The 23,480-nt window shown below is 71.8% G+C and carries 21 protein-coding genes; 7 read left to right on the plus strand and 14 right to left on the minus strand.

All coding sequences use genetic code 11. The features are described from left to right. Window positions 1–2: 2 nt before the first annotated feature. From ABZW10_RS23605 to ABZW10_RS23615, 3 genes are all read right to left on the minus strand, one after another. Complete coding sequence (locus tag ABZW10_RS23605; RefSeq protein ID WP_355369112.1) at window positions 3–440, minus strand: type VII secretion target; 438 nt, start codon at window positions 438–440, stop codon at window positions 3–5. A 173-nt stretch (window positions 441–613) separates the two neighbouring features. Next, complete coding sequence (locus ABZW10_RS23610) at window positions 614–1,363, minus strand: LAETG motif-containing sortase-dependent surface protein (RefSeq protein WP_355369114.1); 750 nt, start codon at window positions 1,361–1,363, stop codon at window positions 614–616. 352 nt (window positions 1,364–1,715) lie between these two features. Then, the gene (locus ABZW10_RS23615; protein WP_355369116.1) at window positions 1,716–3,110 is read right to left on the minus strand and encodes a choice-of-anchor A family protein; all 1,395 of its coding nucleotides are present in this window, start codon (window positions 3,108–3,110) and stop codon (window positions 1,716–1,718) included. 246 nt (window positions 3,111–3,356) lie between these two features. Here ABZW10_RS23615 and ABZW10_RS23620 point away from each other — a divergent pair, with 246 nt between their 5' ends. After that, window positions 3,357–4,346 (plus strand): COX15/CtaA family protein, encoded by a 990-nt coding sequence (locus ABZW10_RS23620; protein WP_355369118.1) that lies wholly within the window; start codon window positions 3,357–3,359, stop codon window positions 4,344–4,346. Between the two features lie 78 nt (window positions 4,347–4,424). On the opposite strand, the gene ABZW10_RS23625 is transcribed toward ABZW10_RS23620, so the two are convergent. After that, window positions 4,425–4,763, minus strand: a complete 339-nt coding sequence (locus ABZW10_RS23625) for a hypothetical protein (RefSeq protein WP_355369120.1) — start codon at window positions 4,761–4,763, stop codon at window positions 4,425–4,427. 72 nt (window positions 4,764–4,835) lie between these two features. Here ABZW10_RS23625 and ABZW10_RS23630 point away from each other — a divergent pair, with 72 nt between their 5' ends. Continuing rightward, a complete protein-coding gene (locus ABZW10_RS23630) occupies window positions 4,836–5,477 on the plus strand; it encodes a DUF2461 domain-containing protein (RefSeq protein WP_355369122.1) in 642 nt (213 codons plus the stop codon). A 79-nt stretch (window positions 5,478–5,556) separates the two neighbouring features. Here ABZW10_RS23630 and ABZW10_RS23635 read toward each other — a convergent pair whose 3' ends face one another. Further along, window positions 5,557–6,498, minus strand: a complete 942-nt coding sequence (locus ABZW10_RS23635) for a heme o synthase (protein WP_355369124.1) — start codon at window positions 6,496–6,498, stop codon at window positions 5,557–5,559. Window positions 6,499–6,997: 499 nt separating this feature from the next. Here ABZW10_RS23635 and tkt point away from each other — a divergent pair, with 499 nt between their 5' ends. The 5 genes from tkt (at window position 6,998) to pgl (ending at window position 13,836) form a co-directional block, all read left to right on the plus strand. Beyond that, window positions 6,998–9,100, plus strand: coding sequence for a transketolase (gene tkt / locus ABZW10_RS23640; RefSeq protein ID WP_355369126.1), 2,103 nt, complete (start codon window positions 6,998–7,000; stop codon window positions 9,098–9,100). A 90-nt stretch (window positions 9,101–9,190) separates the two neighbouring features. Then, window positions 9,191–10,330 (plus strand): transaldolase, encoded by a 1,140-nt coding sequence (tal, locus tag ABZW10_RS23645; protein ID WP_355369128.1) that lies wholly within the window; start codon window positions 9,191–9,193, stop codon window positions 10,328–10,330. A gap of 67 nt (window positions 10,331–10,397) precedes the next feature. After that, window positions 10,398–11,945 (plus strand): glucose-6-phosphate dehydrogenase, encoded by a 1,548-nt coding sequence (zwf, locus tag ABZW10_RS23650; protein ID WP_355369224.1) that lies wholly within the window; start codon window positions 10,398–10,400, stop codon window positions 11,943–11,945. Then, window positions 11,942–13,051, plus strand: coding sequence for a glucose-6-phosphate dehydrogenase assembly protein OpcA (gene opcA, locus ABZW10_RS23655; protein ID WP_355369130.1), 1,110 nt, complete (start codon window positions 11,942–11,944; stop codon window positions 13,049–13,051). Before zwf ends, opcA begins: the two co-directional genes overlap by 4 nt. Further along, window positions 13,048–13,836: a 6-phosphogluconolactonase gene (gene pgl / locus ABZW10_RS23660; protein WP_355369131.1), complete on the plus strand. Its 789-nt coding sequence runs from the start codon at window positions 13,048–13,050 to the stop codon at window positions 13,834–13,836. Before opcA ends, pgl begins: the two co-directional genes overlap by 4 nt. A gap of 65 nt (window positions 13,837–13,901) precedes the next feature. On the opposite strand, the gene ABZW10_RS23665 is transcribed toward pgl, so the two are convergent. From ABZW10_RS23665 to uvrC, 9 genes are all read right to left on the minus strand, one after another. Then, window positions 13,902–14,237, minus strand: a complete 336-nt coding sequence (locus ABZW10_RS23665; RefSeq protein WP_207811681.1) for an RNA polymerase-binding protein RbpA — start codon at window positions 14,235–14,237, stop codon at window positions 13,902–13,904. A 157-nt stretch (window positions 14,238–14,394) separates the two neighbouring features. Further along, complete coding sequence (gene secG / locus ABZW10_RS23670; RefSeq protein ID WP_355369132.1) at window positions 14,395–14,631, minus strand: preprotein translocase subunit SecG; 237 nt, start codon at window positions 14,629–14,631, stop codon at window positions 14,395–14,397. A gap of 87 nt (window positions 14,632–14,718) precedes the next feature. Continuing rightward, on the minus strand, window positions 14,719–15,504 hold the full coding sequence (gene tpiA / locus ABZW10_RS23675; RefSeq protein WP_355369134.1) for a triose-phosphate isomerase: 786 nt from the start codon (window positions 15,502–15,504) through the stop codon (window positions 14,719–14,721). Between the two features lie 7 nt (window positions 15,505–15,511). Continuing rightward, window positions 15,512–16,714 carry a phosphoglycerate kinase gene (locus ABZW10_RS23680; protein WP_355369136.1) on the minus strand — a complete coding sequence of 401 codons (1,203 nt, stop codon included), beginning with the start codon at window positions 16,712–16,714 and terminating at the stop codon, window positions 15,512–15,514. Between the two features lie 151 nt (window positions 16,715–16,865). Beyond that, window positions 16,866–17,870 carry a type I glyceraldehyde-3-phosphate dehydrogenase gene (gap, locus tag ABZW10_RS23685; protein ID WP_355369138.1) on the minus strand — a complete coding sequence of 335 codons (1,005 nt, stop codon included), beginning with the start codon at window positions 17,868–17,870 and terminating at the stop codon, window positions 16,866–16,868. Between the two features lie 335 nt (window positions 17,871–18,205). Beyond that, window positions 18,206–19,186 (minus strand): DNA-binding protein WhiA, encoded by a 981-nt coding sequence (whiA, locus tag ABZW10_RS23690; RefSeq protein ID WP_209411690.1) that lies wholly within the window; start codon window positions 19,184–19,186, stop codon window positions 18,206–18,208. Continuing rightward, window positions 19,177–20,148, minus strand: coding sequence for a uridine diphosphate-N-acetylglucosamine-binding protein YvcK (gene yvcK / locus ABZW10_RS23695; RefSeq protein ID WP_355369226.1), 972 nt, complete (start codon window positions 20,146–20,148; stop codon window positions 19,177–19,179). Before yvcK ends, whiA begins: the two co-directional genes overlap by 10 nt. A gap of 240 nt (window positions 20,149–20,388) precedes the next feature. After that, a complete protein-coding gene (gene rapZ / locus ABZW10_RS23700) occupies window positions 20,389–21,219 on the minus strand; it encodes an RNase adapter RapZ (protein WP_355369228.1) in 831 nt (276 codons plus the stop codon). 199 nt (window positions 21,220–21,418) lie between these two features. After that, complete coding sequence (uvrC, locus tag ABZW10_RS23705) at window positions 21,419–23,470, minus strand: excinuclease ABC subunit UvrC (protein ID WP_355369141.1); 2,052 nt, start codon at window positions 23,468–23,470, stop codon at window positions 21,419–21,421. Window positions 23,471–23,480 lie beyond the last annotated feature (10 nt).

Raw genomic sequence — 23,480 nt, forward strand, 5'->3', positions numbered from 1 at the left:
GGCTACTGGGCCTTCCGCTCTGCGGCGGCACGTGCCATGGCGGCGGCGGTCGAGTTCTCGCCCACCAGGACCGTCCCGAACGGATCGGTCTCCGGCGCCGGCGTCGCGCCGCCCTGAGCGGGGCCCGCCGCACCGCGGAGGTGCGCGTAGACGCTCTGCTCCACTTGCCGGTAGTAGCCCGCTGTCGTGACGAGCTTGGAGCCGACGTCCGACATGTCGCCGGAGAGCTTGTCCAGCAGCTTCTTCCAGTTCGTGCCGCAATTGCGTATCGCGGTTGCCGTGGACCAGCCCTGAAGCGTCGCGGCCGCCTGATCGCTCGGCGCGACGATCTTCGCCGTCTCTCCCGGCACCTGCCCGGCTATGTGCTGAGCGGCCTGGCCACAGCCTTCCAACGCCGCCGGATTGACCTTGACCCCCGAAGCACCATCGGGATTCGGCACGGTTCCCCCCTGCGCCTTGTCTCACTGTCGTGTCACCGGAAGTCTTCCGGCTCGACGGGTGCGGTGCATGAGTACACGTACTCAGTTGCCCGCCGGCGCCACCCCGTCCGCCAACCCGGCGGCCCTCGCTCGACGCTTCGAGCGAGGGCCGCCGTCCGTGCAGGTCGCGGGTGTCAGCCCTCGGTGTTGTCGCCGCGGCGGCGGCGGGCGAGCAGCAGGAGCGCGCCGCCGAGCAGCACGACGCCGCCGCCGACGGCCGCGATGACCGGGGTGGCGTCGCTGCTACCGGTCTGCGCGAGCGCCGGCGCGACCGGGGTGTGCGTAGCGGTCGGGGTCGGCGTCGGGGTGGGCGTGCGGCTCGGGGTGGGCGTCACCGAGTGGGTCGGCGTGGGGGTGGGGGTCGGCGTCGCCGTACGGCTCGGCGTCGGGGTCGGCGTCGGCGTGGGAGTCGGCGTCGGGGTCAGGGTCGGCGTGGGGGTCGGCGTCGGGGTGGGGGTCGGCGTCGGCGTGGGAGTCGGCGTCGGGGTCGGGGTGGGCGTCGGGGTCGCGCAGACCGGGATGGTCTTGGTCTCCGTCTTGTTCCAGTCGTTGTTCTTCGGGTCCTCGGTGGTGGTCACCACGAAGGTGGCGTCGACCGGCGCGCTGTGCGCGGCCACCGGGAAGGTCTGGTGGAACTCCTTGCCGAACACCTGCTGGTCGAGCAGCTTCACGCCGTCGATGCTCAGGCTGACGACGTTCTTGATGTTCGCCTCGGGGCTGTAGTTGGTCAGGTCGATCACGATCTTGTCGCACGTCACCTGCCAGGTCGGCACGTGCGCCGAGGCGCTGGTCGCCAGCACCACCGGCAGCAGGACGGCGGCCGCCGCCGTGCCCGCGATCGCCGCGCCGGTTCCGATCCCTGTCTGCCGCCGCTGTCGCGCCATCTCGTTGTCCCCTCCGAACGGTGTTGTGCAGCAGGCGTGTTGAGTGGAACAGCGGTGGCCCGCTACGACTGTCCGGGGGACTCTACCGGCACCCCCGCTCCCCTCCACACCCCGCTGCGCGGCCGGATTTCCTCTATGCGTCCGCACCGGCCTGTGCATCGGCAGCCCATCACACCCACTGCCTCGGACGACGCCGCTTCGCCCAACTTGAAGTGAACTCTGCCAGAGTGGCCGAAAAGCGCGACCCCCGGTGATCGTTCGCGATCACCGGGGGTGCCTGATCGGGCAATCCGGATCAGTGAGGGCCGGGCCGGATCGTTCCGGCCGGGGCCGGAACGATCCCGTGGCGGGCTCAGACCTGGCCGGCCGCCTTGCGCCGACGCGCGACCAGGACCAGCGCGCCACCGGCGGCGATCACCACCGCGCCGCCGATCGCCAGCGGCACGACCGGGCCGGAGCCGGTGTGGGCGAGGTCGCCCCCGGCGTTGGCCTGGGCCGACGGGCTCGCCGCCGCGGCCGGCACGACCGCCGCGCCGGAGGCGGAGGCCGACGGGCTCGCCGAGGCGCCCCCGGACGGCGCGGCCGTACCCGACGCGGACGGGCTGCCCGAACCGCCCGGCGTCACGGACGGAGCGGGCGTACCGGTGGTGCCGGGGGTGGCCGGCGTCGACGGCGTGGTGGTGGCGCCGGGGGTGGCCGGCGTCGACGGCGTGGTGGTGGCGGACGGCGTACCGGTCGGCACCACCACCGGCGGCGTGGTGGCCGGGGCGGTCGGCGGCGTGGTGGGCGGCACGACGGCCGGCAGGCAGCCGGTGAACGGATAGTGGTGCGTCTCCGCACCGCCCTTGCCGCTCAGCGACTTGACGATGACCGAGCCGTTCACCGGGGCGGCCGAGCCGAGGTCGAACGCGGCGTTCGGCGCCAGCACGGTGCCGGACCAGGCGGCCGAGCTGCTCTTGACCACCTTGGTGGCGGTCGGGAAGTTCCAGAGCAGCTTGGAGCGGACGGCGCCGCCGTGCGCGCTCTGCACCTTGTCGTCCAGGACGTAGGCCTTCTTGCCCTCGTCCCACAGGTGGAAGCCGGTGGTCCGCGCGGCGGCCTGGTCGTACGACTGGCCGGTCACGGTGACCACGGTGACGGCGCCGGCCGGCACCTTCACGAAGATGTCGGTGGCGCCCTGCAGGGCGGCCGCGGAGACCGTGAAGCTGTTGAACCTGGCGTCGCCGCTGGTGAGGTAGAGCTCCTTGCCCTTGGCCTCGACGGTGGCACCGGCGGTCTGCGGCAGCCCCGCCAGCGTCGTGGCGACGGCGCGTGCCCGGGCGAACTCGGCGCCGAAGTCGATCGGCGAGGCGCCCTGCCCGGTGTTGCCCTGATGGGCCTGGATCACGGCGCCGGCGGCGGCCGAGCCGTAGATGCCGTTACCCTTCATGACCTGGGTGTTGCCACCGGTCAGCTTGCCGGCGACGACCAGGGCGTTGCCGCCCGGCAGCGCCTTGACCTGGTCGGCGGTCAGTTCCTGTCCGACCGAGAAGCCACCGGTGAAGTCGGCGTTGCCGCCGACCGCCACCGCACCCTCGGCGTCCGGCGTGTGGGTGTCGTCGGTCTCGACGAACTCGCCGTAGAGGTTGGCGACCCCGAGGCTCAGGCACTGGTTCGGGTCGGCGGCCTGGGCGGCCGGGGCTACCAGCCCGGCCAGAACGAGAGATCCACCGAGCGCGAGCGCTGCGGCGGGTACGGATATACGCATGTGCAGGTTCTCCGCTTACGTGCGGGGGGTGGGAGGGGTCCACCTGAAAAAGGTATGGACCAAGCCGCACTCTTTCGGCCAAATGGGTGATTGGTCAAGACCAATGACCGGCTTGCCCGAACAGTCCTTTTTGCCACCCCTTTACGGTTGACGGGTTTGCCGCTATGTCGACACGGGAAGACTCCGCCGCTCGGCCGCCGCGGCCACGACCGCCCCGCCCCAAGATCGGCCGTAAGGCCGCATACCATGGACGCCGTGCCTAAGACCACCCCCTTCTCCCTGCTCGCCGAGCGCTGGCAGCCCTCCGCCGCCATGGTCAAGCGCGCCGCGTTCGCCGCGCTGGTGATGAGCGTGGTGATCGTCGTGACCGGCGGCGCCGTCCGGCTCACCGCCTCCGGCCTCGGCTGCACCACCTGGCCCCGCTGCACCGACGAGAGCCTCACCCCGACCGCCGAGATGGGCTTCCACGGCGTCATCGAGTTCACCAACCGGATGCTCACCTACGTCCTGAGCGCCGCCATCGGCTGGGCGATCCTCGCCGCGCGCTGCCACCGCCCCTGGCGGCACAGCCTGACCAAGCTCGGCTGGGCGCAGTTCTGGCTGGTGATGAGCAACGCCGTGCTCGGCGGCATCACCGTGCTGACCGGCCTCAACCCCTACACCGTGGCGCTGCACCTGATCGCCGCGATGGGCCTGGTCTGGGTCGCGACGCTGATGTGGGAGCGCAGCAAGGAGGGCGACGGCCCGGTCCGCCCGCTGGTGGCCGAGCCGATCAAGCGGCTCAGCTACGTCCTGGTCGGTGTGATCGGCCTGCTGGTGGCCGCCGGCACCCTGGTCACCGGCGCGGGCCACCACCCCGGCACGCCCCAGGACAACAAGATGGTCCCGCGCATCCCGGTGGACTACGACCGCCTCGCCCAGGCCCACGCCGACCTGGCCTTCGTCTCGATCGGCCTGTCGATCGCGGTGATCTTCGTGTTCGCGGCGGTCAAGGCCCCGCCGGCCGCCAAGGCCCGGGCCCGCGAGCTGCTGATCGGCCTGCTGCTCCAGGCCGTGATCGGCTTCGTCCAGTACTTCACGGACGTCCCCGAGATCCTGGTCGGCCTCCACATGCTGGGCGCCGCCGTCCTGTGGATCGCCGCCCTGCGCATCCCGCTCGCCCTGCGCGCCCGCGACGACGCCCCCGTCGCGGCCGGCGCCCCGGCCTCCCGGGTCGCCGAGCCCGCGGCCGTCTGACGGCCCCCGGACGCGAACGAAGGGCCCCGGTCGACGAGACCGGGGCCCTTCGGCGTGCGTGCGCCCTGCCGGAAGGGGTCAGCCGCCGAGCTGGAGGCCGGCCATCCGCTTCCACTCGTAGGCGCCGGTCCGCACCTTCAGGGCCAGCTCGCCCTCGAAGGAGTCGTGCAGGGTGACGCCGGCCAGCTCGGCGGCGCGGCGGCCCACCGCGTAGCTGGGCGCGACCTGGTCGCCCCACGCGCCGTCGGCGCCGACCACCACGATCCGGGTGGCGACCGCGCCGACGTACTCGACGACGCCGTCCGCGCTGCCGCCGTGCTGCGCGGCGAAGGCGGTCAGGTTCTTGGCGATGCGCTTGGCGCGGCGCTCGGCACGGGCGTCCGGCGCGGCGGGGGTGGCGGTCTCTGCGCTGCTCATGCCCGCATGCTACCGAGCGGTAGCGAAGCTGGCGACGGGAGCGCCGTGTGCACCGGGCCACATACTGGAGGGGTGACCTTCGACGGCTGGCCGGCCGAGGCTCTCGACTTCTACGAGCACCTCGAGGCCGACAACTCCAAGACCTTCTGGCAGTCCCACAAGGGCCAGTACGAGCACGCCGTACGGGAGCCCATGGAGCGGCTGCTGGCCGAGCTGGAACCCGAGTTCGGGCCGGGCAGGATCTTCCGCCCCAACCGCGACGTCCGGTTCAGCGCCGACAAGTCGCCGTACAAGACCCACATCGGCGCCCATCTGCGGGCCGGCGGCTACGTCCAGCTCTCCGCCGACGGCCTGGCCTGCGGCAACGGGCTGTACCGGCTCGCCGCCGACCAGCTGGACCGCTACCGGGCCGCGGTCGCCGAGGACGTCTCCGGCGCGGAGCTGGAACGGGTGGTCGAGCGGGTCCGCGCGAAGGGCCCCGAGGTGGTCGGCCGGGACTCCCTGAAGTCCGCCCCGCGCGGCTACCCCAAGGACCACCCGCGGATCGCGCTGCTGCGCCACAAGGGGCTGATCGCCTGGCAGGAGTGGGCCCCGGAGGCCTGGCTGGGCACCCGGGACGCGTACCGGCGGATCACCGGCTTCCTGCACGCCTCGCAGCCGCTCAAGGACTGGCTGGACGGCCACGTCGGCCCCTCCGAGCTCCCCGCCCGGTAGCGGAACGGAAGAGCGCGGAAGCACGGAAACGGAGAAGGCCCCGGTCGGATCGACCGGGGCCTTCTCGGCAGTCAGCGCATCACTTCACGAACGGATCCACCGCGATCACCACGAACAGCAGCGTCAGGTAGGTGATCGACCAGTGGAACAGCCGCATCTCCTTGAGCTTGGCGCCCACCACACCGGCCTTGGCCCGCCCGTACAGCGCGTGCGCCTCCTTGAGCCAGGCCGCGCCGAGCAGCACCGCCGCCACCGGGTAGAGCCAGCTGGTGTCGGCCAGCGGCCACAGCAGCAGCGAGACCGCCACCATCACCCAGGAGTAGGCGACGATCTGCTTGGCGACCGCGAGGTTGCCCTTGATCACCGGCAGCATCGGCACCCCGGCCCGGGCGTAGTCCTCGCGGACCTTCATCGACAGCGGCCAGTAGTGCGGCGGCGTCCAGAAGAAGATCACCAGGAAGAGCACCAGCGCCGACCAGGAGACCGAGTTGGTGACGGCCGCCCAGCCGACGAAGACCGGCATGCACCCGGCGATGCCGCCCCAGACGATGTTCTGCGCGGTGCGCCGCTTGAGCCCCAGCGTGTAGACGAACACGTAGAAGAGCAGTGCGCCCAGCGCCAGCGCCGAGGACAGCCAGTTGACCAGGACGCCCAGCCAGACCGTCGACAGGACGCCGAGCGCGATGCCGAACACCAGCGCCTCGCGCGGCGAGACCATGCCGGTGACGAGCGGCCGGCGCTCGGTGCGGGACATCACCGCGTCGATGTCGCGGTCGATGTACATGTTGAGGGCGTTGGCGCCGCCCGCCGAGAGGTACCCGCCGAGGACCACCTTCAGCACCAGCAGCAGGTCCGGCACACCGCGCTCCGCCAGGAACATCACCGGAACGGTGGTGATCAGCAGCAGCTCGATGATCCGCGGCTTGGTCAGTGCGACGAAGGCGCCGACACGGGCCCCGAACGGCCGGTGCGCAGGCCTCGCCCCGGTGACCCCGGCGGGACGGGATTCGACGGCGGTCACTAACACCCCAACTGAAGATGAATCCTCACAGGCGGCCACCGGAACGTTGTCTCCCGAATCGTCCGCTCTGCGCGTACCACGCCACCTTAGACGCTCCATATCTCCCCACCGGCCCCGGGGTGCCCCGGCGAGGCGGAACGCACACCCCCGGGTGAACCCCCACCGCCCCGACCTGGAACGTTGCCGAGGCGGCCCCCGCGGGGGCCCTCGTCCCCCCTCCCGCACCCCGGAGAGGCGAACCGGACGGATCCGGGCGAGGGTGGACAAAGGGGCGGGCCGTGCCGGCGCACGGTCGTCCACGGACAGTCCGGGGAATGACGACCAACATGCCTGAGTTGTCCCACCACGGAGGGTGAGCCCCGGCCCGGACGGTAGGCTCGCCCACAGAAGCGGGATCTACCCTCCGTGACCGGCACCACCCAGCGTCCGGCCCCAGCGACGTGGCCGACCCGGTCCCTCACGGGGTCACTCTTCACAATGGAAGGAGCCCTGAGACAGGGTGAGCACGACGCCGAATGCATTCGAGTGGTCGGACCTCGACGAGCGGACCGTCGACACGGCCCGCGTCCTGGCGATGGACGCGGTTCAGAAGGTCGGCAACGGACACCCCGGGACGGCCATGTCGCTGGCCCCCGCCGCCTACCTGATCTTCCAGCGCTTCCTGCGCCACGACCCCACCGACCCGTCCTGGGTCGGCCGTGACCGGTTCGTCCTCTCCCCCGGTCACACCAGCCTGACGCTCTACACCCAGCTCTACTTCTCCGGCTACGGCCTGGAGCTCGACGACCTCAAGGCCTTCCGGGTGGCCGGCAGCCGCACCCCGGGCCACCCCGAGCACGGCCACACCGCCGGCGTCGAGACCACCACCGGCCCGCTCGGCCAGGGCATCGGCAACGCCGTCGGCATGGCCATGGCCGCCCGCTTCGAGCGCGGCCTGTTCGACCCGGACGCCCCGGCCGGCGAGTCGCCGTTCGACCACACCATCTGGGCCATCGTCTCCGACGGCGACCTGGAGGAGGGCATCTCCGCCGAGGCCTCCTCGCTGGCCGGCCACCAGAAGCTCGGCAACCTGGTCGCCCTGTACGACGACAACCACATCTCGATCGAGGGCGACACCGAGACCGCCTTCTCCGAGGACGTCCTCAAGCGCTACGAGGCGTACGGCTGGCACGTCCAGCGCGTCACCCCGAAGGCCAACGGCGACATCGACGTCGCCGCGCTGGCCGAGGCGCTGGCCGCCGCGAAGGCCGAGACCTCCCGCCCGTCGATGATCGCGATGCGCACGATCATCGCCTGGCCGGCCCCGGACGCCCAGAACACCGCCAAGGCCCACGGCTCCGCGCTCGGCGCCGCCGAGATCGCCGCCACCAAGAAGGTCCTGGGCTTCGACCCGGAGAAGACCTTCGAGGTCGGTGACCAGGTCATCGAGCACGCCCGGCTGGTCGTCCAGCGCGGCAAGGCCGCCCGCGCCGAGTGGCAGCAGACCTTCGACGCCTGGCGCGCCGCCAACCCGCAGCGCGCCGCCGAGTTCGACCGGATCGAGGCCCGCGAGCTGCCCGACGGCTGGAAGAAGGCCGTTCCGGTCTTCGAGGCCGGCAAGGCCGTCGCCACCCGCAAGGCCAGCGGCGAGACCCTCAAGGCGCTCGGCGCGGTGATCCCGGAGCTGTGGGGCGGCTCGGCCGACCTCGCCGAGTCCAACCTCACCACCATCGACGAGGACAGCTCCTTCCTCCCCGACGGCAACCCGCTGAAGTCGGCCGGCCCCTACGGCCGCACCATCCACTTCGGCATCCGCGAGCACGCCATGGGCTCCACCATGAACGGCATCGCGCTGCACGGGAAGACCCGCGTCTACGGCGGCACCTTCCTGGTCTTCGCCGACTACATGCGCCCGGCCGTCCGCCTGGCCGCCCTGATGAAGCTGCCGGTCACCTACGTGTGGACGCACGACTCCATCGGCCTCGGCGAGGACGGCCCGACCCACCAGCCGGTCGAGCACCTGGCCTCGCTGCGCGCCATCCCGGGCCTGACCGTGGTCCGCCCGGCCGACGCCAACGAGACCGCCGTCGCCTGGCGCACCGTCATCGAGCGCCAGACCACCCACCCCGGCCCGGTCGGCCTGGCGCTCACCCGCCAGAACGTCCCGACCTTCGACCGCACCTCCTCGTCCTACGGCAACGCCGAGGACACCGCGAAGGGCGGCTACATCCTGGCCGAGGCCTCCACCGGCACCCCGCAGGTGATCCTGCTCGGCACCGGCTCCGAGGTGCAGCTGGCCGTCAAGGCCCGCGAGGTCCTGGAGGCGGAGGGCATCGCCACCCGCGTCGTGTCGCTGCCGTCCTTCGAGTGGTTCCAGGAGCAGGACCAGGCCTACCGCGACAGCGTGCTGCCGCCGTCGGTCAAGGCCCGCGTCTCGGTCGAGGCCGGCATCGCCCAGGGCTGGCGCGAGCTGGTCGGCGACCACGGCCGGATCGTCTCGCTGGAGCACTTCGGCGCCTCCGCCGACTACCAGGTGCTCTTCGAGGAGTTCGGCATCACCGCCGAGCGCGTGGTCGCCGAGGCCCACAACGCGCTGCGCTCGCTCGAGGCCGTCAACCGCTGACGGCACCGGGCCGGGGCGCCGACCGCACATCGGCGCCCCGGCCCGCCCCCACACCACCCCACAGCGAAGAAGTAAAGGGACGGAAGCACCATGACTGACGCACTGAAGCGCCTCAGCGACGAAGGCGTGGCGATCTGGCTGGACGACCTCAGCCGCAAGCGGCTGAACACCGGCAACCTCGCCGAGCTGGTGCAGCACAAGCACGTGGTGGGCGTGACCACCAACCCGACCATCTTCCAGAAGGCCATCGGCGGCGGCGACAGCTCCTACGACGGCCAGCTGCGCGACCTCGCCGTCCGCAAGGTCACCACCGACGAGGCCGTCCGCATGATCACCACCTCGGACGTGCGCGACGCCGCCGACGTGCTGCGCCCGGTCTACGACGCGTCCAACGGCCGCGACGGTCGGGTCTCCATCGAGGTCGACCCGCGGCTGGCCCACGAGACCGCCGCCACCGTGGCCGAGGCCAAGCAGCTGTGGTGGCTGGTCGACCGCCCGAACGTCTTCATCAAGATCCCCGCCACCAAGGCCGGCCTGCCCGCGATCGGCGAGGTCATCGGCAAGGGCATCAGCGTCAACGTCACGCTGATCTTCTCGCTGGACCGCTACAAGGCCGTCATCGACGCCTACCTGACCGGTCTGGAGGCCGCCAAGGCCAAGGGCCTGGACCTCTCCCAGATCGAGTCGGTCGCCTCCTTCTTCGTCTCCCGCGTCGACACCGAGATCGACAAGCGCCTGGACAAGATCGGCGGCGCGGCCAAGGACCTCCGTTCCAAGGCCGCCCTGGCCAACGCCCGCCTCGCCTACCAGGCCTACGAGGAGGTCTTCGGCACCGTCGACGGCAAGACCGCCGGCAGCGCCCGCTGGAAGGCCCTGGAGGCCGCCGGCGCCAAGCCGCAGCGCCCGCTCTGGGCCTCCACCGGCGTCAAGGACCCGGCCCTGCCGGACACCCTGTACGTCACCGAGCTGGTCGCCCCCGGCACCGTCAACACCATGCCCGAGGCCACCCTGGACGCCACCGACGACCACGGCGTGGTCACCGGCGGCACCATCGTCCCCAACTACGCCGACGCCAAGGCCGTGATGGACGCCATCGCCGCCGCGGGCGTGGACTACGACGACGTGGTCCAGGTGCTGGAGGACGAGGGCGTGGAGAAGTTCGAGCAGTCCTGGAACGAACTGCTCGACACCGTCACCGCCTCGCTGGCCTCGTTCGCCGACGAGAAGTGACCCCCTGCTCACAGCGCACGAAAGCGGAGCCCATCAAGTGAGCACTGATTTCCCCGAGTTGACACCACTGTCGGACGCGGACGATCTCCCGCCGGCACCCGTCAACCCGCTTCGCGACCCCTCCGACCGGCGGCTCCCGCGCATCGCGGGGCCGTCCGGCCTGGTCATCTTCGGGGTCACCGGTGACCTGTCCCGCAAGAAGCTCATGCCGGCCATCTACGACCTGGCCAACCGCGGCCTGCTGCCGCCGGGCTTCTCCCTCGTCGGCTTCGCCCGCCGCGAGTGGGACGACGAGGACTTCGCCCAGGAGGTGCACGACGCCGTCAAGGAGCACGCCCGCACCCCCTTCCGCGAGGAGGTCTGGCAGCAGCTCGCCAAGGGCATGCGCTTCGTCCACGGCACCTTCGACGACGACGACGCCTTCGACAAGCTCCGCGCGACCATCGAGGAGCTGGACAAGGCCCAGGGCACCAGCGGCAACTTCGCCTTCTACCTGTCCGTCCCGCCGAAGTTCTTCCCGACCGTCGTCCAGCAGCTCAAGAAGCACGGCCTGGCCGACCCTCCGAACGGCTCCTGGCGGCGCGCCGTCATCGAGAAGCCGTTCGGCCACGACCTGGAGTCCGCCCAGGAGCTGAACCGGATCGTCCACGAGGTCTTCCCCCGGGACGAGGTCTTCCGGATCGACCACTACCTGGGCAAGGAGACCGTCCAGAACATCCTGGCGCTCCGCTTCGCCAACCAGATGTTCGAGCCGATCTGGAACCGGTCCTACGTCGACCACGTGCAGATCACCATGGCCGAGGACATCGGCATCGGCGGCCGGGCCGGCTACTACGACGGCATCGGCTCGGCCCGGGACGTGATCCAGAACCACCTGCTGCAGCTGATGGCGCTCACCGCCATCGAGGAGCCGGCGTCCTTCCACCCGAAGGCGCTGGTGGCCGAGAAGCTCAAGGTGCTGAGCGCGGTCAAGCTCCCGGCCGACCTCGGCCGGCACACCGTGCGCGGCCAGTACACGGCCGGCTGGCAGGGCGGCGAGGAGGTCGGCGGCTACCTCGACGAGGACGGCATCGACCCCGATTCCAAGACCGACACCTACGCGGCCATCAAGCTGGAGATCAACAACCGCCGCTGGGCGGGCGTGCCGTTCTACCTGCGCACCGGCAAGCGGCTGGGCCGCCGGGTCACCGAGATCGCGGTGGTCTTCCAGCGCGCCCCGTACCTGCCGTTCGACTCCTACGCCACCGAGGAACTGGGGCAGAACGCCCTGGTCATCCGGGTGCAGCCGGACGAGGGCGTCACCGTGCGGTTCGGTTCCAAGGTGCCGGGCACCTCCTTCGAGGTCCGGGACGTCACGATGGACTTCGCCTACGGCGAGTCCTTCACCGAGTCCTCCCCGGAGGCGTACGAGCGGCTCATCCTCGACGTGCTGCTCGGTGACGCCAACCTCTTCCCGCGTCACCAGGAGGTCGAGCTCTCCTGGCAGATCCTCGACCCGATCGAGAAGTACTGGGACACCCATGGCAGGCCCGCCGAGTACGCGGCCGGCACCTGGGGCCCGGCCGAGGCGGACGAGATGCTCGCACGAGACGGCAGGAGCTGGCGCCGGCCATGAAGATCGACCTGATGAACACCACGTCCGGCAAGATCAACGCAGCGCTCATGGAGGCGCGACGGGCCAGCGGCTCCACCGCCGCCGGCATGGTGCTCACCCTGGTGATCGTGACCGACGAGGGCAGCGCCTACGACGCCCTCAAGGCGGCCAACGACGCCTCCCGCGAGCACCCCTCGCGCACCCTGGCGGTCATCAAGCGCGCCGGGCGCTCGCCCCGGGCCCGCGCCGAGACCCGGCTGGACGCCGAGGTCCTGGTCGGCTCCGACGCCGGCTCCGGGGAGACGGTCGTCCTGCGCATGCACGGCGAACTCGCCGCGCACGCCCAGTCGGTCGTCCTGCCGCTGCTGCTGCCGGACGCCCCGGTGGTGGTCTGGTGGCCGGACAACGCGCCGCGGCACCCGGCGCAGGACCCGCTGGGCGCGCTCGCCCAGCGCCGGATCACCGACGCGGTCACCGCCGAGTCCCCGGTCGGCCAGCTCGCCCAGCGGGCCGAGAGCTACACCCCGGGCGACACCGACCTGGCCTGGACCCGGATCACCGGCTGGCGCTCCATGCTGGCCGCCGCGCTGGACCAGCGGCCGTCGACGATCACCGCCGCGGTGGTCGAGGGCGAGTCGTACAACCCCAGCGTCGAACTGCTCGGCCTGTGGCTGCACACCCGGCTGCACGTGCCGGTCGAGCGGGTCGTCACCAACGGCCCGGGCATCACCGCGGTGCACCTGCGCACCAAGGACGGGGACATCACCCTGGACCGCCCGGACGGCCTGATGGGCACGCTCTCCATGCCCGGCTCGCCGGACCGCCAGGTGGCGCTCAAGCGGCGCGAGACCTCGGAGCTGATCGCCGAGGAGCTGCGCCGGCTCGACCCGGACGACATCTACGCGGCCGCCGTGCGCACGCCGGTGGACCGGCTCAAGGAGCCGGACAACGCCGAGCAGGCGGTCGCGAGCGCGGTGGCCGCCGAGGCCGCCGAGGAGGCGGCCACGCACGAGGCCGCCCCGGAGGGCGGGCAGGTCGCCAACCCGACCCGGGTGACCGCCGAGGCGGCCCCCGCCACCACGAAGAAGGCCGCCGGCAAGCGCACCACCAAGAAGGCGGACGCATGACGGCGGCCACCCCGCAGCTGGTCGTCCACCGGGACAAGGAGCTGATGGCCCAGGCGGCCGCGGCCCGGCTGATCACCCGGATCGTGGACGCCCAGTCCGCCCGCGGCACCGCCTCGGTGGTGCTCACCGGCGGACGCAACGGCAACGCCCTGCTGGCCGCGATCGCCGCCTCCCCGGCGCGCGACGCGGTCGACTGGGCGCGGCTGGACCTGTGGTGGGGCGACGAGCGGTTCCTGCCGTCCGCCGACCCGGAGCGCAACGCCGTGCAGGCCCGCGCCGAGCTGCTGGACGCCGTCCCGCTCGACCCGGCGCGGGTGCACGAGATGCCCGCCGCGGACGGCGCCGACGGCTCGGACGTCGACGCCGCGGCGGCCCGCTACGCCCAGGAGCTGGCGGCCGCGGCCGGCCCCGGCGACCGGGGCGGCGTCCCGGCCTTCGACGTGCTGCTGCTCGGCGTCGGCCCGGACACCCATGTCGCCTCGCTCTTCCCGGAGCACCCGGGCGTGCGGGAGACCGAGTTGACGGTGATCGGCGTGCGCGGTGCGCCGAAGCCGCCGCCGACCCGGATCTCGCTCACCCTCCCGGCCATCCGTGCCGCCCGCGAGGTCTGGCTGCTGGCGGCCGGCGAGGACAAGGCCGGCGCGGTGGCGGTGGCCCTGTCCGGCCCCGGCGAGCTCCAGGCGCCCGCCTCCGGGGCGCACGGCACCGGTCGCACCCTGTGGCTGCTGGACCGCGCCGCGGCCTCCCAGCTGCCGCCCCAGCTGTACCCCCCGGCCTCGGCCTGAGGGTTCCGGTGAACGTCGAAGGGCGCCACCCCCGCGGGGGTGGCGCCCTTCGTCCTTCGCTGTGCTCAGATCTCGCCGCGGAGCTTGGCCAGCGCCTCGGCGAGGATCGCCTCGCCGTCGGCGTCGGTGCGCCGCTCGCGGACGTAGGCGAGGTGCGTCTTGTACGGCTCGTTGCGGGACGGCGCGGGCGGGTTGTGCTCGTCCTGGCCGGCCGGAAAGCCGCAGCGCGGACAGTCCCAGGTCTCCGGGATCACCGCTTCGGCCGCGAAGCTCGGGCGGGTCTCGTGCTTGTTCGCGCACCAGAAGGAGATCCGGTTGCGGGGGGCGGATTCGCCGCGCTCCGCCTCGCCCATCGGGCCGGCTCCGACCCTGCTGCCACGGATGGCGTTGCCACTTGCCACGGTCTGACTCCCTGCGTGCTGGTGCGCCGACGCGCGTGACGCGCGTCGGGGGCGAAAGTCGTCCTAGTGTAAGCAGGGGTTAAGCATGCGCCACCCACCGGCTCCGCCCCGGACCTTTCCAGGATAGGCCGCGGGGCGACGGGGCGTCAGAGATATGTCAGCCCTTGTACTTCAGGACCAGACCGAGCACCACGAGGGTGGCGAACCAGCCCAGGCCGACGATGATCGTGATGCGGTCCAGGTTGCGCTCGGCCACCGCCGAGCCGCCGCCGGTGGACATCGCGCCGCCACCGAACATGTCCGACAGACCGCCGCCCTTCCCCTTGTGCAGCAGCACCAGCAGGATCATCAGCAGGCTGAAGACGATCAGGGCAATCGAGAACCCGATAACCACGACGGGACCAACTCTCTCGTATCTTCGGCGAAGGGGCCGGACCACGACGGGTGGTCCGGCCCCAAAGCCTACGTTGCTGCGGCGGCGTTAGCCTACTGCCTGCTCACGGTACCGCACGATCTTGACGAACTCCTCGGCGTCCAGCGAGGCTCCGCCGATCAGGCCGCCGTCGATGTCCGGCTTGGCCATCAGGCCGGCCGCGCTCGACGACTTCACCGAACCGCCGTAGAGCACCCGGACCTTGCCGGCCAGCTCGGCGCCGTACAGCTCGGCGAGCCGCGCGCGGATGGCGGCGCAGACCTCCTGGGCGTCCTCGGGGGTCGCCACCTCGCCGGTGCCGATCGCCCAGACCGGCTCGTAGGCGACCACGACGGACTCGGCCTGCGCGGCCGGGACGTCCTGCAGGGCACCGTCGAGCTGGGCCAGCGTGTGCTCGACGTGGGTGCCGGCCTTGCGGACCTCCAGCGGCTCGCCGACGCACAGGATCGGGGTGATCCCGCTGCGGTAGGCGGCCTTGACCTTGGCGTTGACGATCTCCTCGTTCTCGCCGTGGTACTGGCGGCGCTCCGAGTGGCCGATCACCGCGTAGGTGCACTTCAGCTTGGCCAGCATCGGGCCGGAGACCTCGCCGGTGTAGGCACCGCCGTCGTGCTGCGAGATGTCCTGCGAGCCGTACTTGATCTTCAGCTTGTCGCCGTCGACCAGGGTCTGCACCGAACGGAGGTCGGTGAACGGCACGAGCACGGCCACCTCGACCGACTCGTAGTCCTTGTCGGCCAGCGCGAAGGCCAGCTTCTGGGTGTGCTGGATGGCCTCGAGGTGGTTGAGGTTCATCTTCCAGTTGCCCGCCATCAGCGGGAGACGCTCAGTCATGCGAGATTCAGCCTTCCAGGGCGGTGAGACCGGGGAGCTGCTTGCCCTCCAGGTACTCCAGGCTCGCGCCACCGCCGGTCGAGATGTGCCCGAACTTCGTCTCGTCGAAGCCCAGGATGCGGACGGCCGCGGCGGAGTCCCCGCCACCGACCACGGAGAACGCGTCACTGTCGAGCAGGCCCTGCGCGACGGCCGCGGTGCCGGCGGCGAAGTCCGGGTGCTCGAAGACGCCCATCGGGCCGTTCCAGAACACCGTCTTCGCGTCGGCCAGCTTCTCCGCGAACAGCTTGCGGCTCTCCGGGCCGATGTCCAGGCCCAGCTGGTCGGCCGGGATCGCGTCCACGGCGACGACCGAGTGGGGGGCCGGGGCCTTGGTCTTGAGGTCCGGGAACCCGGTGGAGACCACGACGTCGGTCGGCAGGACGAACTCGACGCCCCGCTCCTTCGCCTCCGCCAGGTACCCCTGGACGGTCGGGATCTGGTCCTCCTGCAGCAGCGAGACGCCGACCTCGTGGCCCTGGGCCTTGAGGAAGGTGAACACCATGCCGCCGCCGATCAGGATCCGGTCGGCCTTCTTCAGCAGGTTCTCGATCACGCCGACCTTGTCGGAGACCTTGGAGCCGCCGAGCACCACCACGTACGGGCTCTCGACGTCCTCGGTGAGGCGCTTGAGCACGCCCACCTCGGTGGCGATCAGGTCGCCGACCGCGTGCGGCAGCAGCGCCGGCAGGTCGAACACCGAGGCGTGCTTGCGGTGCACCGCGCCGAAGCCGTCGCCCACGTAGAGGTCGGCCAGGGCGGCCAGCTGCTCGGCGAAGGCCCTGCGCTCGGCGTCGTCCTTGCTGGTCTCACCGGCGTTGAAGCGCAGGTTCTCGAGCAGCGTGACCTCGCCGTCGGCCAGGGCGGCGACGGTGGCCTTCGCGCTCTCGCCCACGGTGTCGGTCGCGAAGGCGACCGGCCTGCCGAGGATCTCACCGAGGCGGACGGCCACCGGCGCGAGGGAGAACTGCGGGTCCGGCGCGCCCTTGGGACGGCCGAGGTGGGAGGCGACGACGACCTTCGCGCCGCGCTCGACGAGCTTGGCGATGGTCGGGGCGACGGCACGGATCCGGCCGTCGTCGGTGATCGTGCCGTCGGAAAGCGGGACGTTGAGGTCCGCGCGGACGAACACGCGCTTACCGGCGACGTCCAGATCTTCGATGGTCTTCACGGTCTTCGGTCTCCTGGCGAGATGGTGGAGCAGGGGACGACACAACGTTGTGCCGTCCATGGGGAGTTGAGGGTGCGCAGACGGAGGGCCCGGTCGGCTTCGCACATGCCTTCCGGGCCCTCCCCCCTACTTCACGTCAGCTCCCGCTACGTCAGAGCCCGGCACCGACGAGGGTGGTCAGGTTGACGAGGCGGTTCGAGTAGCCCCACTCGTTGTCGTACCAGCCGAAGATCTTGACCTGGTTGCCCTGGGCCATCGTCAGCAGCGAGTCGAAGATCGTGGAGAACGGCGAGTTCACGATGTCGGAGGAGACAATCGGGTCCTCGGTGTACTGCAGGATGCCCTTGAGGGTGGTCTCCGAGGCCTTCTTGAAGGCCTCGTTGACCTCGGCGACGGTGACGTCGCGCTCCAGGGTGACGACCAGGTCGGTGATCGAACCGGTCGGGACCGGAACGCGCAGCGAGGTGCCGTCCAGCTTGCCCTTGAGCTCCGGCAGGACCAGCGCGGTCGCCTTGGCGGCACCGGTCGAGGTCGGGATGATGTTCAGGGCGGCGGCGCGGGCGCGACGCAGGTCCTTGTGCGGGAAGTCCAGGGTGACCTGGTCATTGGTGTACGCGTGGACCGTGGTCATCAGGCCCTTGACGATGCCGAAGCTCTCGTTCAGCACCTTGGCCAGCGGCGCCACACAGTTGGTGGTGCAGGAGGCGTTGGAGATGACGGTGTGCTTGTCACCGTCGTACTTGTCGTCGTTCACGCCCATGACGATGGTGATGTCCTCGTCGGTGGCGGGCGCGGAGATGATGACCTTCTTGGCGCCGGCCGCGACGTGCTTCTTCGCCGCCTCGGCCTTGGTGAAGATGCCGGTCGACTCGATGACGACGTCCGCGCCCAGCTCGCCCCAGGGGAGGTTGGCCGGGTCGCGCTCGGCGACGACCTTGAAGGTCTTGCCGTCGACGGTGATGCTGTCCGCGGTGTGCGACACCTCGCCCGGGAAGGTGCCCAGGATCGAGTCGTACTTGAGCAGGTGCGCCAGGGTCTTGGTGTCGGTCAGGTCATTGACACCGACGATCTCGATGTCCGCGCCCTGGGCCTGAACCGCACGGAAGAAGTTGCGGCCGATGCGGCCGAATCCGTTGATGCCTACCCGGATCGTCACGAACCGATCTCCTCGTTAGGTACGCCGGACGCTATGCCGACGGGGTGGAATTTTGGGATGTCCCCGACCGCCTATGACCCTACCCCTCCGAGGCCGGGTAGAGCACATCAGGCGGCTGCGCAACCCCTGGCGTGGCGCGTGTTCACAACAATCCGGGTCGTCCGGCCTTGCCCTCCCGGGCAGTTGGTCCCGACCCCGTCCGGGACCCTCGGCAGGGGCCCCGTCCCACCCTCCGGACACGGCTCCGCCGGTGCCCGCGGAAGCGGACACCGGCGGAGGGGGAAGCACCGGGCGGGACCGTCGGAACGGCGACGGCCGGCGTCAGTCGACGGCCGTCAGTTGAGGGCCATCTCGTCGGTGAGGTTGGCCTCGGTGCTCGGCAGGCCGAGCTCGGAGGCGCGCTTGTCGGCCATCGCCAGCAGTCGGCGGATCCGGCCGGCCACCGCGTCCTTGGTCAGCGGCGGGTCGGCGAGCGCGCCCAGCTCCTCCAGCGAGGCCTGCTTGTGCTGCATCCGCAGCTGGCCGGCGGCGGCCAGGTGCTCGGGCACCTCGTCGCCGAGGATCTCCAGCGCGCGCTGCACCCGGGCGCCCGCCGCCACCGCGGCCCGGGCCGAGCGGCGCAGGTTGGCGTCGTCGAAGTTGGCCAGCCGGTTGGCGGTGGCCCGCACCTCGCGCCGCATCCGGCGCTCCTCCCAGGCCAGCACCGACTCGTGCGCGCCGAGCCGGGTGAGCAGCGCGCCGATCGCGTCGCCGTCGCGGATCACCACCCGGTCGACCCCGCGCACCTCGCGGGCCTTGGCCGGGATGCCGAGCCGGCGGGCGGCGCCGACCAGGGCGAGGGCGGCCTCCGAGCCGGGGCAGGTGATCTCCAGCGAGGACGAGCGGCCGGGCTCGGTGAGCGAGCCGTGCGCCAGGAACGCCCCGCGCCAGGCCGCCTCGGCGTCGCAGGTGGCGCCGGAGACCACGGCCGGGGGCAGGCCGCGGATCGGGCGGCCTCGGCCGTCCACGAGGCCGGTCTGGCGCGCGAGCAGTTCGCCGTCCTTGACCACCCGGACCACGTACCGGCTGCCGCGCCGCAGGCCGCCGGGGGCCATCACGACCAGGTCCGAGGAGTGTCCGAAGATCTCCAGCAGGTCCTTGCGCAGACGCCGGGCGGCGGCTCCGGTGTCGAGCTCCGCCTCGATCACGATCCGGCCGCTCACGATGTGCAGCCCGCCCGCGAACCGCAGGATCGCCGACACCTCCGCCTTGCGGCAGCAGGCCCGGGTGACCGGGAGCCGGCTGATTTCGTCCTTCACCGCTGGAGTCATCGCCATGGCCCGATCCTTCCATGTGTCCGGAAAATCCGGTCGTACGCGGCTGCCAAGAGCTCCGGGTCGTGTCGCGGCGTGCCGTCGGTACGGGCGACCCGGCCGAGCACCAGGGCCGCTCCCATCCGCTCGGCGGCCTTTTCCAGTCCGGCCAGGTCCGCCTGGCCGAAGGCGCCGCCGGTGACGGCGCGCTCATCCACCAGGATCGCATCCACCGCGAGGGACGGAGCGTGGTCGGCGATGACCTCCAGGTGACGCTGCGGGGTGAAGCCCTCCGTCTCGCCGGGCTGCGGGGCCAGGTTCAGGGTGAGCAGGCGGCGGGCGCGGGTCTCCACGAGCGCCTTGGCCAGCTCGGGCACCAGCAGGTGCGGCAGCACGCTGGTGAACCAGGAGCCGGGGCCGAGCACCACCCAGTCCGCCTCGCGGACGGCGGTGACCGCCTCCGGCACGGCGGGCGGCTCGTCCGGCAGGAGCCGGACGGACTGCACGGTTCCGGGGGTGACCGCGACATTGGCCTGGCCGCGGACGGCGGCCAGCTCGGCCGGGAAGGCCGGGTCGTGGCCGCGGACGACCGCCTCGATGTCCAGCGGTACCGCCGACATCGGCAGCACCCGGCCCTGCACGTTGAGCAGCCGGCCGACCCAGTCCAGGGCGGCGACCGGGTCGCCGAGCTTCTCCCAGAGCGCGACGATCAGCAGGTTGCCGACGGCGTGGCCGCCCAGCTCGCCGGTGCCGGTGAAGCGCTGCTGGATCACCTCGGACCAGGTGCGGCCCCAGTCGTCGTCGCCGCAGAGCGCGGCGAGCGCCTTGCGCAGGTCGCCGGGGGGCAGGACCCCGAGTTCCTCGCGCAGCCGGCCGCTGGAGCCGCCGTCGTCGGCGACGGTGACCACGGCGGTGAGGTCGGTGGTGAGCCGGCGCAGCGCGGACAGCGAGGCGGACAGGCCCTGGCCGCCGCCGAGCGCGGTGATCCGCGGGGCCTGGTTGGTCCTGGCCGCCTGGCTGGTCCGCGGCGCCGGATGGGGACGGGACGGGCCGGTGCGGGCCGACCCGGAGCGGGACCGGCCGGTCACGATGGACCGGGCCGTGGCCCCACTCCGGTCGGCGGTCCTGTTCTGGAACTGCCGCCCGGGCACGTATCCCGTCACACCTACCTCGCGTTCCTGTTGCCCGCCGCCGGCCTCCGCCGGCGGCCCGGCAGGGCGAGGCGGCTACTCCCGTCCCATGTCACGGTGGACGAGCACCGTTTCCACACCGTCGGCGATGAGACGCTTCGTCAGGCGCTCGGACATCGCGACGCTGCGGTGCTTGCCACCGGTGCAGCCTACGGCAAGGGTCATGTAACGCTTCCCTTCGCGACGATAGCCCTCGGTGATGATGCGCAGCAGCTCGGCGTAGCCGTTGAGGAACTCGTTGGCCCCGGGCTGCTGGAAGACGTAGTCGGCGACGTCCGCGTCGGTGCCGGTACGGGCCCGCAGTTCGGGCACCCAGTGCGGGTTGGGCAGGAAGCGGCAGTCCACCACGAGGTCGGCGTCGACCGGCAGGCCGTACTTGAAGCCGAAGGACATCACGGTGGCGCGCAGCTCGGGCTCGTCGTGGTCGGCGAACTGGGCGTCGAGCTTGGCCCGCAGCTGGTGGACGTTGAGGTTGGAGGTGTCGATCACCAGGTCGGCCTCGCCGCGCAGCTCGCGCAGCAGGTCGCGCTCCAGGGCGATGCCGTCGACGATCCGGCCGTCGGCCTGCAGCGGGTGCGGGCGGCGGACGCTCTCGAAGCGGCGCACCAGCGCCTCGTCGGAGGAGTCCAGGAAGACGACGCGCAGCCGCACGCCGCGCTTCTCCAGCTCGTCCAGCGAGGTCAGCAGGTCGTCGAAGAACTGCCGGCCGCGGACGTCCACCACGGCGCCGATCCGGGCGACGTTGCCCTGGGAGCGGGCGCCGAGGTCGACCATGGTGGGGATGAGGGCCGGCGGCAGGTTGTCCACCACGAACCAGCCCAGGTCCTCCAGGCACTTGGCGGCGGTGGAGCGGCCCGCTCCGGACATGCCGGAGATGATCACCAGCTCCGGGGTGTTCTCGCCGCCGGCCTCGGGCCTGGCGGTCCCGCCGTAATCGGACACGGTCACTTCGGTTCCCCGCTCTCGGTGGTTCTGCTGTGGGAAACGCGCGTCGCGCGGGCGTGCTTCCCCGGCTCACTCGGACGAGTGGGTTCGGGGCGCGCCGGCTGACGGGCGGCGTCGGCCGTCATGGCGTCTCCTGGATGGGTGCGGTCTCGGGCTCGGGCGCCGCGGGCGCCGGCTCTTCGGCGCCGTCCTCGATGATCTCGCCCGTGGCGGTGTTCACGGCGGGTGCGGCAGGTGTACGGGACGACAACGCCGCCGCAACGGTCTCCGCAGTCCGGCGGCCGATGCCGGGGACGGCGCAGAGTTCGTCGACGGTGGCCGCCCGGAGCTTCTTCAGCGAGCCGAAGTGCTTGAGCAGCGCCTGACGGCGAGTCTCGCCGAGGCCGGGGACGGAGTCCAGTTCTCCGGCGGTGAGTCGCTTGGAACGCTTGCCGCGCTGGTAGGTGATCGCGAAGCGGTGGGCCTCGTCGCGGACCCGCTGGAGCAGGTAGAGGCCCTCGCTGCTGCGCGGGAGCACGACCGGGTCGTCCTCGCCGGGCAGCCAGACCTCCTCCAGGCGCTTGGCCAGCCCGCACAGGGCGACGTCGTCGATGCCGAGTTCGTCCAGGGCCCGCCGGGCGGCGGCGACCTGGGGCAGGCCGCCGTCGACGACGAGCAGTTGGGGCGGGTAGGCGAAGCGCTTGGGGCGGCCGTCCTCGGTGCGCGGCCCGTCCTCGGGGTGCCGGCCGTCCTCCGGCGTCTCCGGCTCCTCGGGGACGGCCCACTCGCCGGTCTGCTCGCGCTCCTGGAGGTAGCGGCGGAAGCGGCGGCTGATCACCTCGTGCATCGAGCGGACGTCGTCCTGGCCCTCGAAGCCCTTGATCTGGAAGCGGCGGTACTCGCTCTTGCGGGCCAGGCCGTCCTCGAAGACGACCATCGAGGCGACCACGTCCTCGCCCTGGAGGTGGGAGATGTCGAAGCACTCGATGCGCAGCGGGACGCTGTCGAGTTCGAGCGCCTCGGCGATCTCCTGGAGGGCGCGGCTGCGGGTGGTGAGGTCGGAGGCGCGCTTGGTCTTGTGCAGCGCGAGCGCCTGCTGGGCGTTGCGCTGCACGGTGGCCATGAGGTCCTTCTTGTCGCCGCGCTGCGGGATGCGCAGGTCGACCTGGGCGCCGCGCAGGCCGCTCAGCCAGTCGCGCGCCGGCTCGACGGGATCGGGCAGCGCGGGCACGAGCACCTCGCGGGGGACGGACTCGCTGCCGCCGCCGTAGAGCTGCTGGAGGGCGTGCTCGACCAGGCCGGCGGTGTCGACGTCCTCGACCTTGTCGGTGACCCAGCCGCGCTGGCCGCGGACCCGGCCGCCGCGGACGTGGAAGATCTGGACGGCGGCCTCCAGTTCGTCCTCGGCGACGGCGAGCAGGTCGGCGTCGGTGGCGTCGGCGAGGACGATGGCGTTCTTCTCCATGGCCCGCTTGAGCGCGCCGATGTCGTCGCGCAGCCGGGCCGCCTTCTCGTACTCCAGGTCGGCGGCGGCCTCCTGCATCTCGGTCTCCAGCCGGCGCAGGTAGTTGCCGGTGCGTCCGGCCATGAAGTCGCAGAAGTCCTCGGCGAGGGCGCGGTGCTCCTCGGCCGAGACCCGGCCGACGCAGGGTGCGGCGCACTTGCCGATGTAGCCGAGCAGGCAGGGGCGGCCGACCTGGCGGGCGCGCTTGAAGACGCCGTTGGAGCAGGTGCGGACGGGGAAGACGCGCAGCAGCAGGTCGACGGTCTCGCGGATCGCCCAGGCGTGGCCGTAGGGGCCGAAGTAGCGCACGCCCTTCTTGTGCGCGCCGCGCATCACCTGGACCCGCGGGTACTCCTCGTCGAGGGTGACGGCGAGTTCCGGATAGCTCTTGTCGTCGCGGTACTTGACGTTGAACCGGGGGTCGAACTCCTTGATCCAGGAGTACTCCAGCTGGAGCGCCTCGACCTCGGTGGCGACGACGGTCCACTCCACCGAGGCGGCGGTGGTGACCATGGTGGCGGTGCGCGGGTGCAGCCCGGCGAGGTCCTGGAAGTAGGAGGAGAGCCGGGGCCGCAGGCTCTTGGCCTTGCCGACGTAGATGACCCGCCCGTGGGCGTCGCGGAACTTGTAGACACCGGGCGAGGCGGGGATCGCACCCGGCGCCGGGCGGTAGGTGGACGGGTCAGCCATGGGTCCACCG

It is taken from the genome of Kitasatospora sp. NPDC004723 (assembly GCF_040609255.1).
Taxonomy (GTDB): Bacteria; Actinomycetota; Actinomycetes; order Streptomycetales; family Streptomycetaceae; genus Kitasatospora.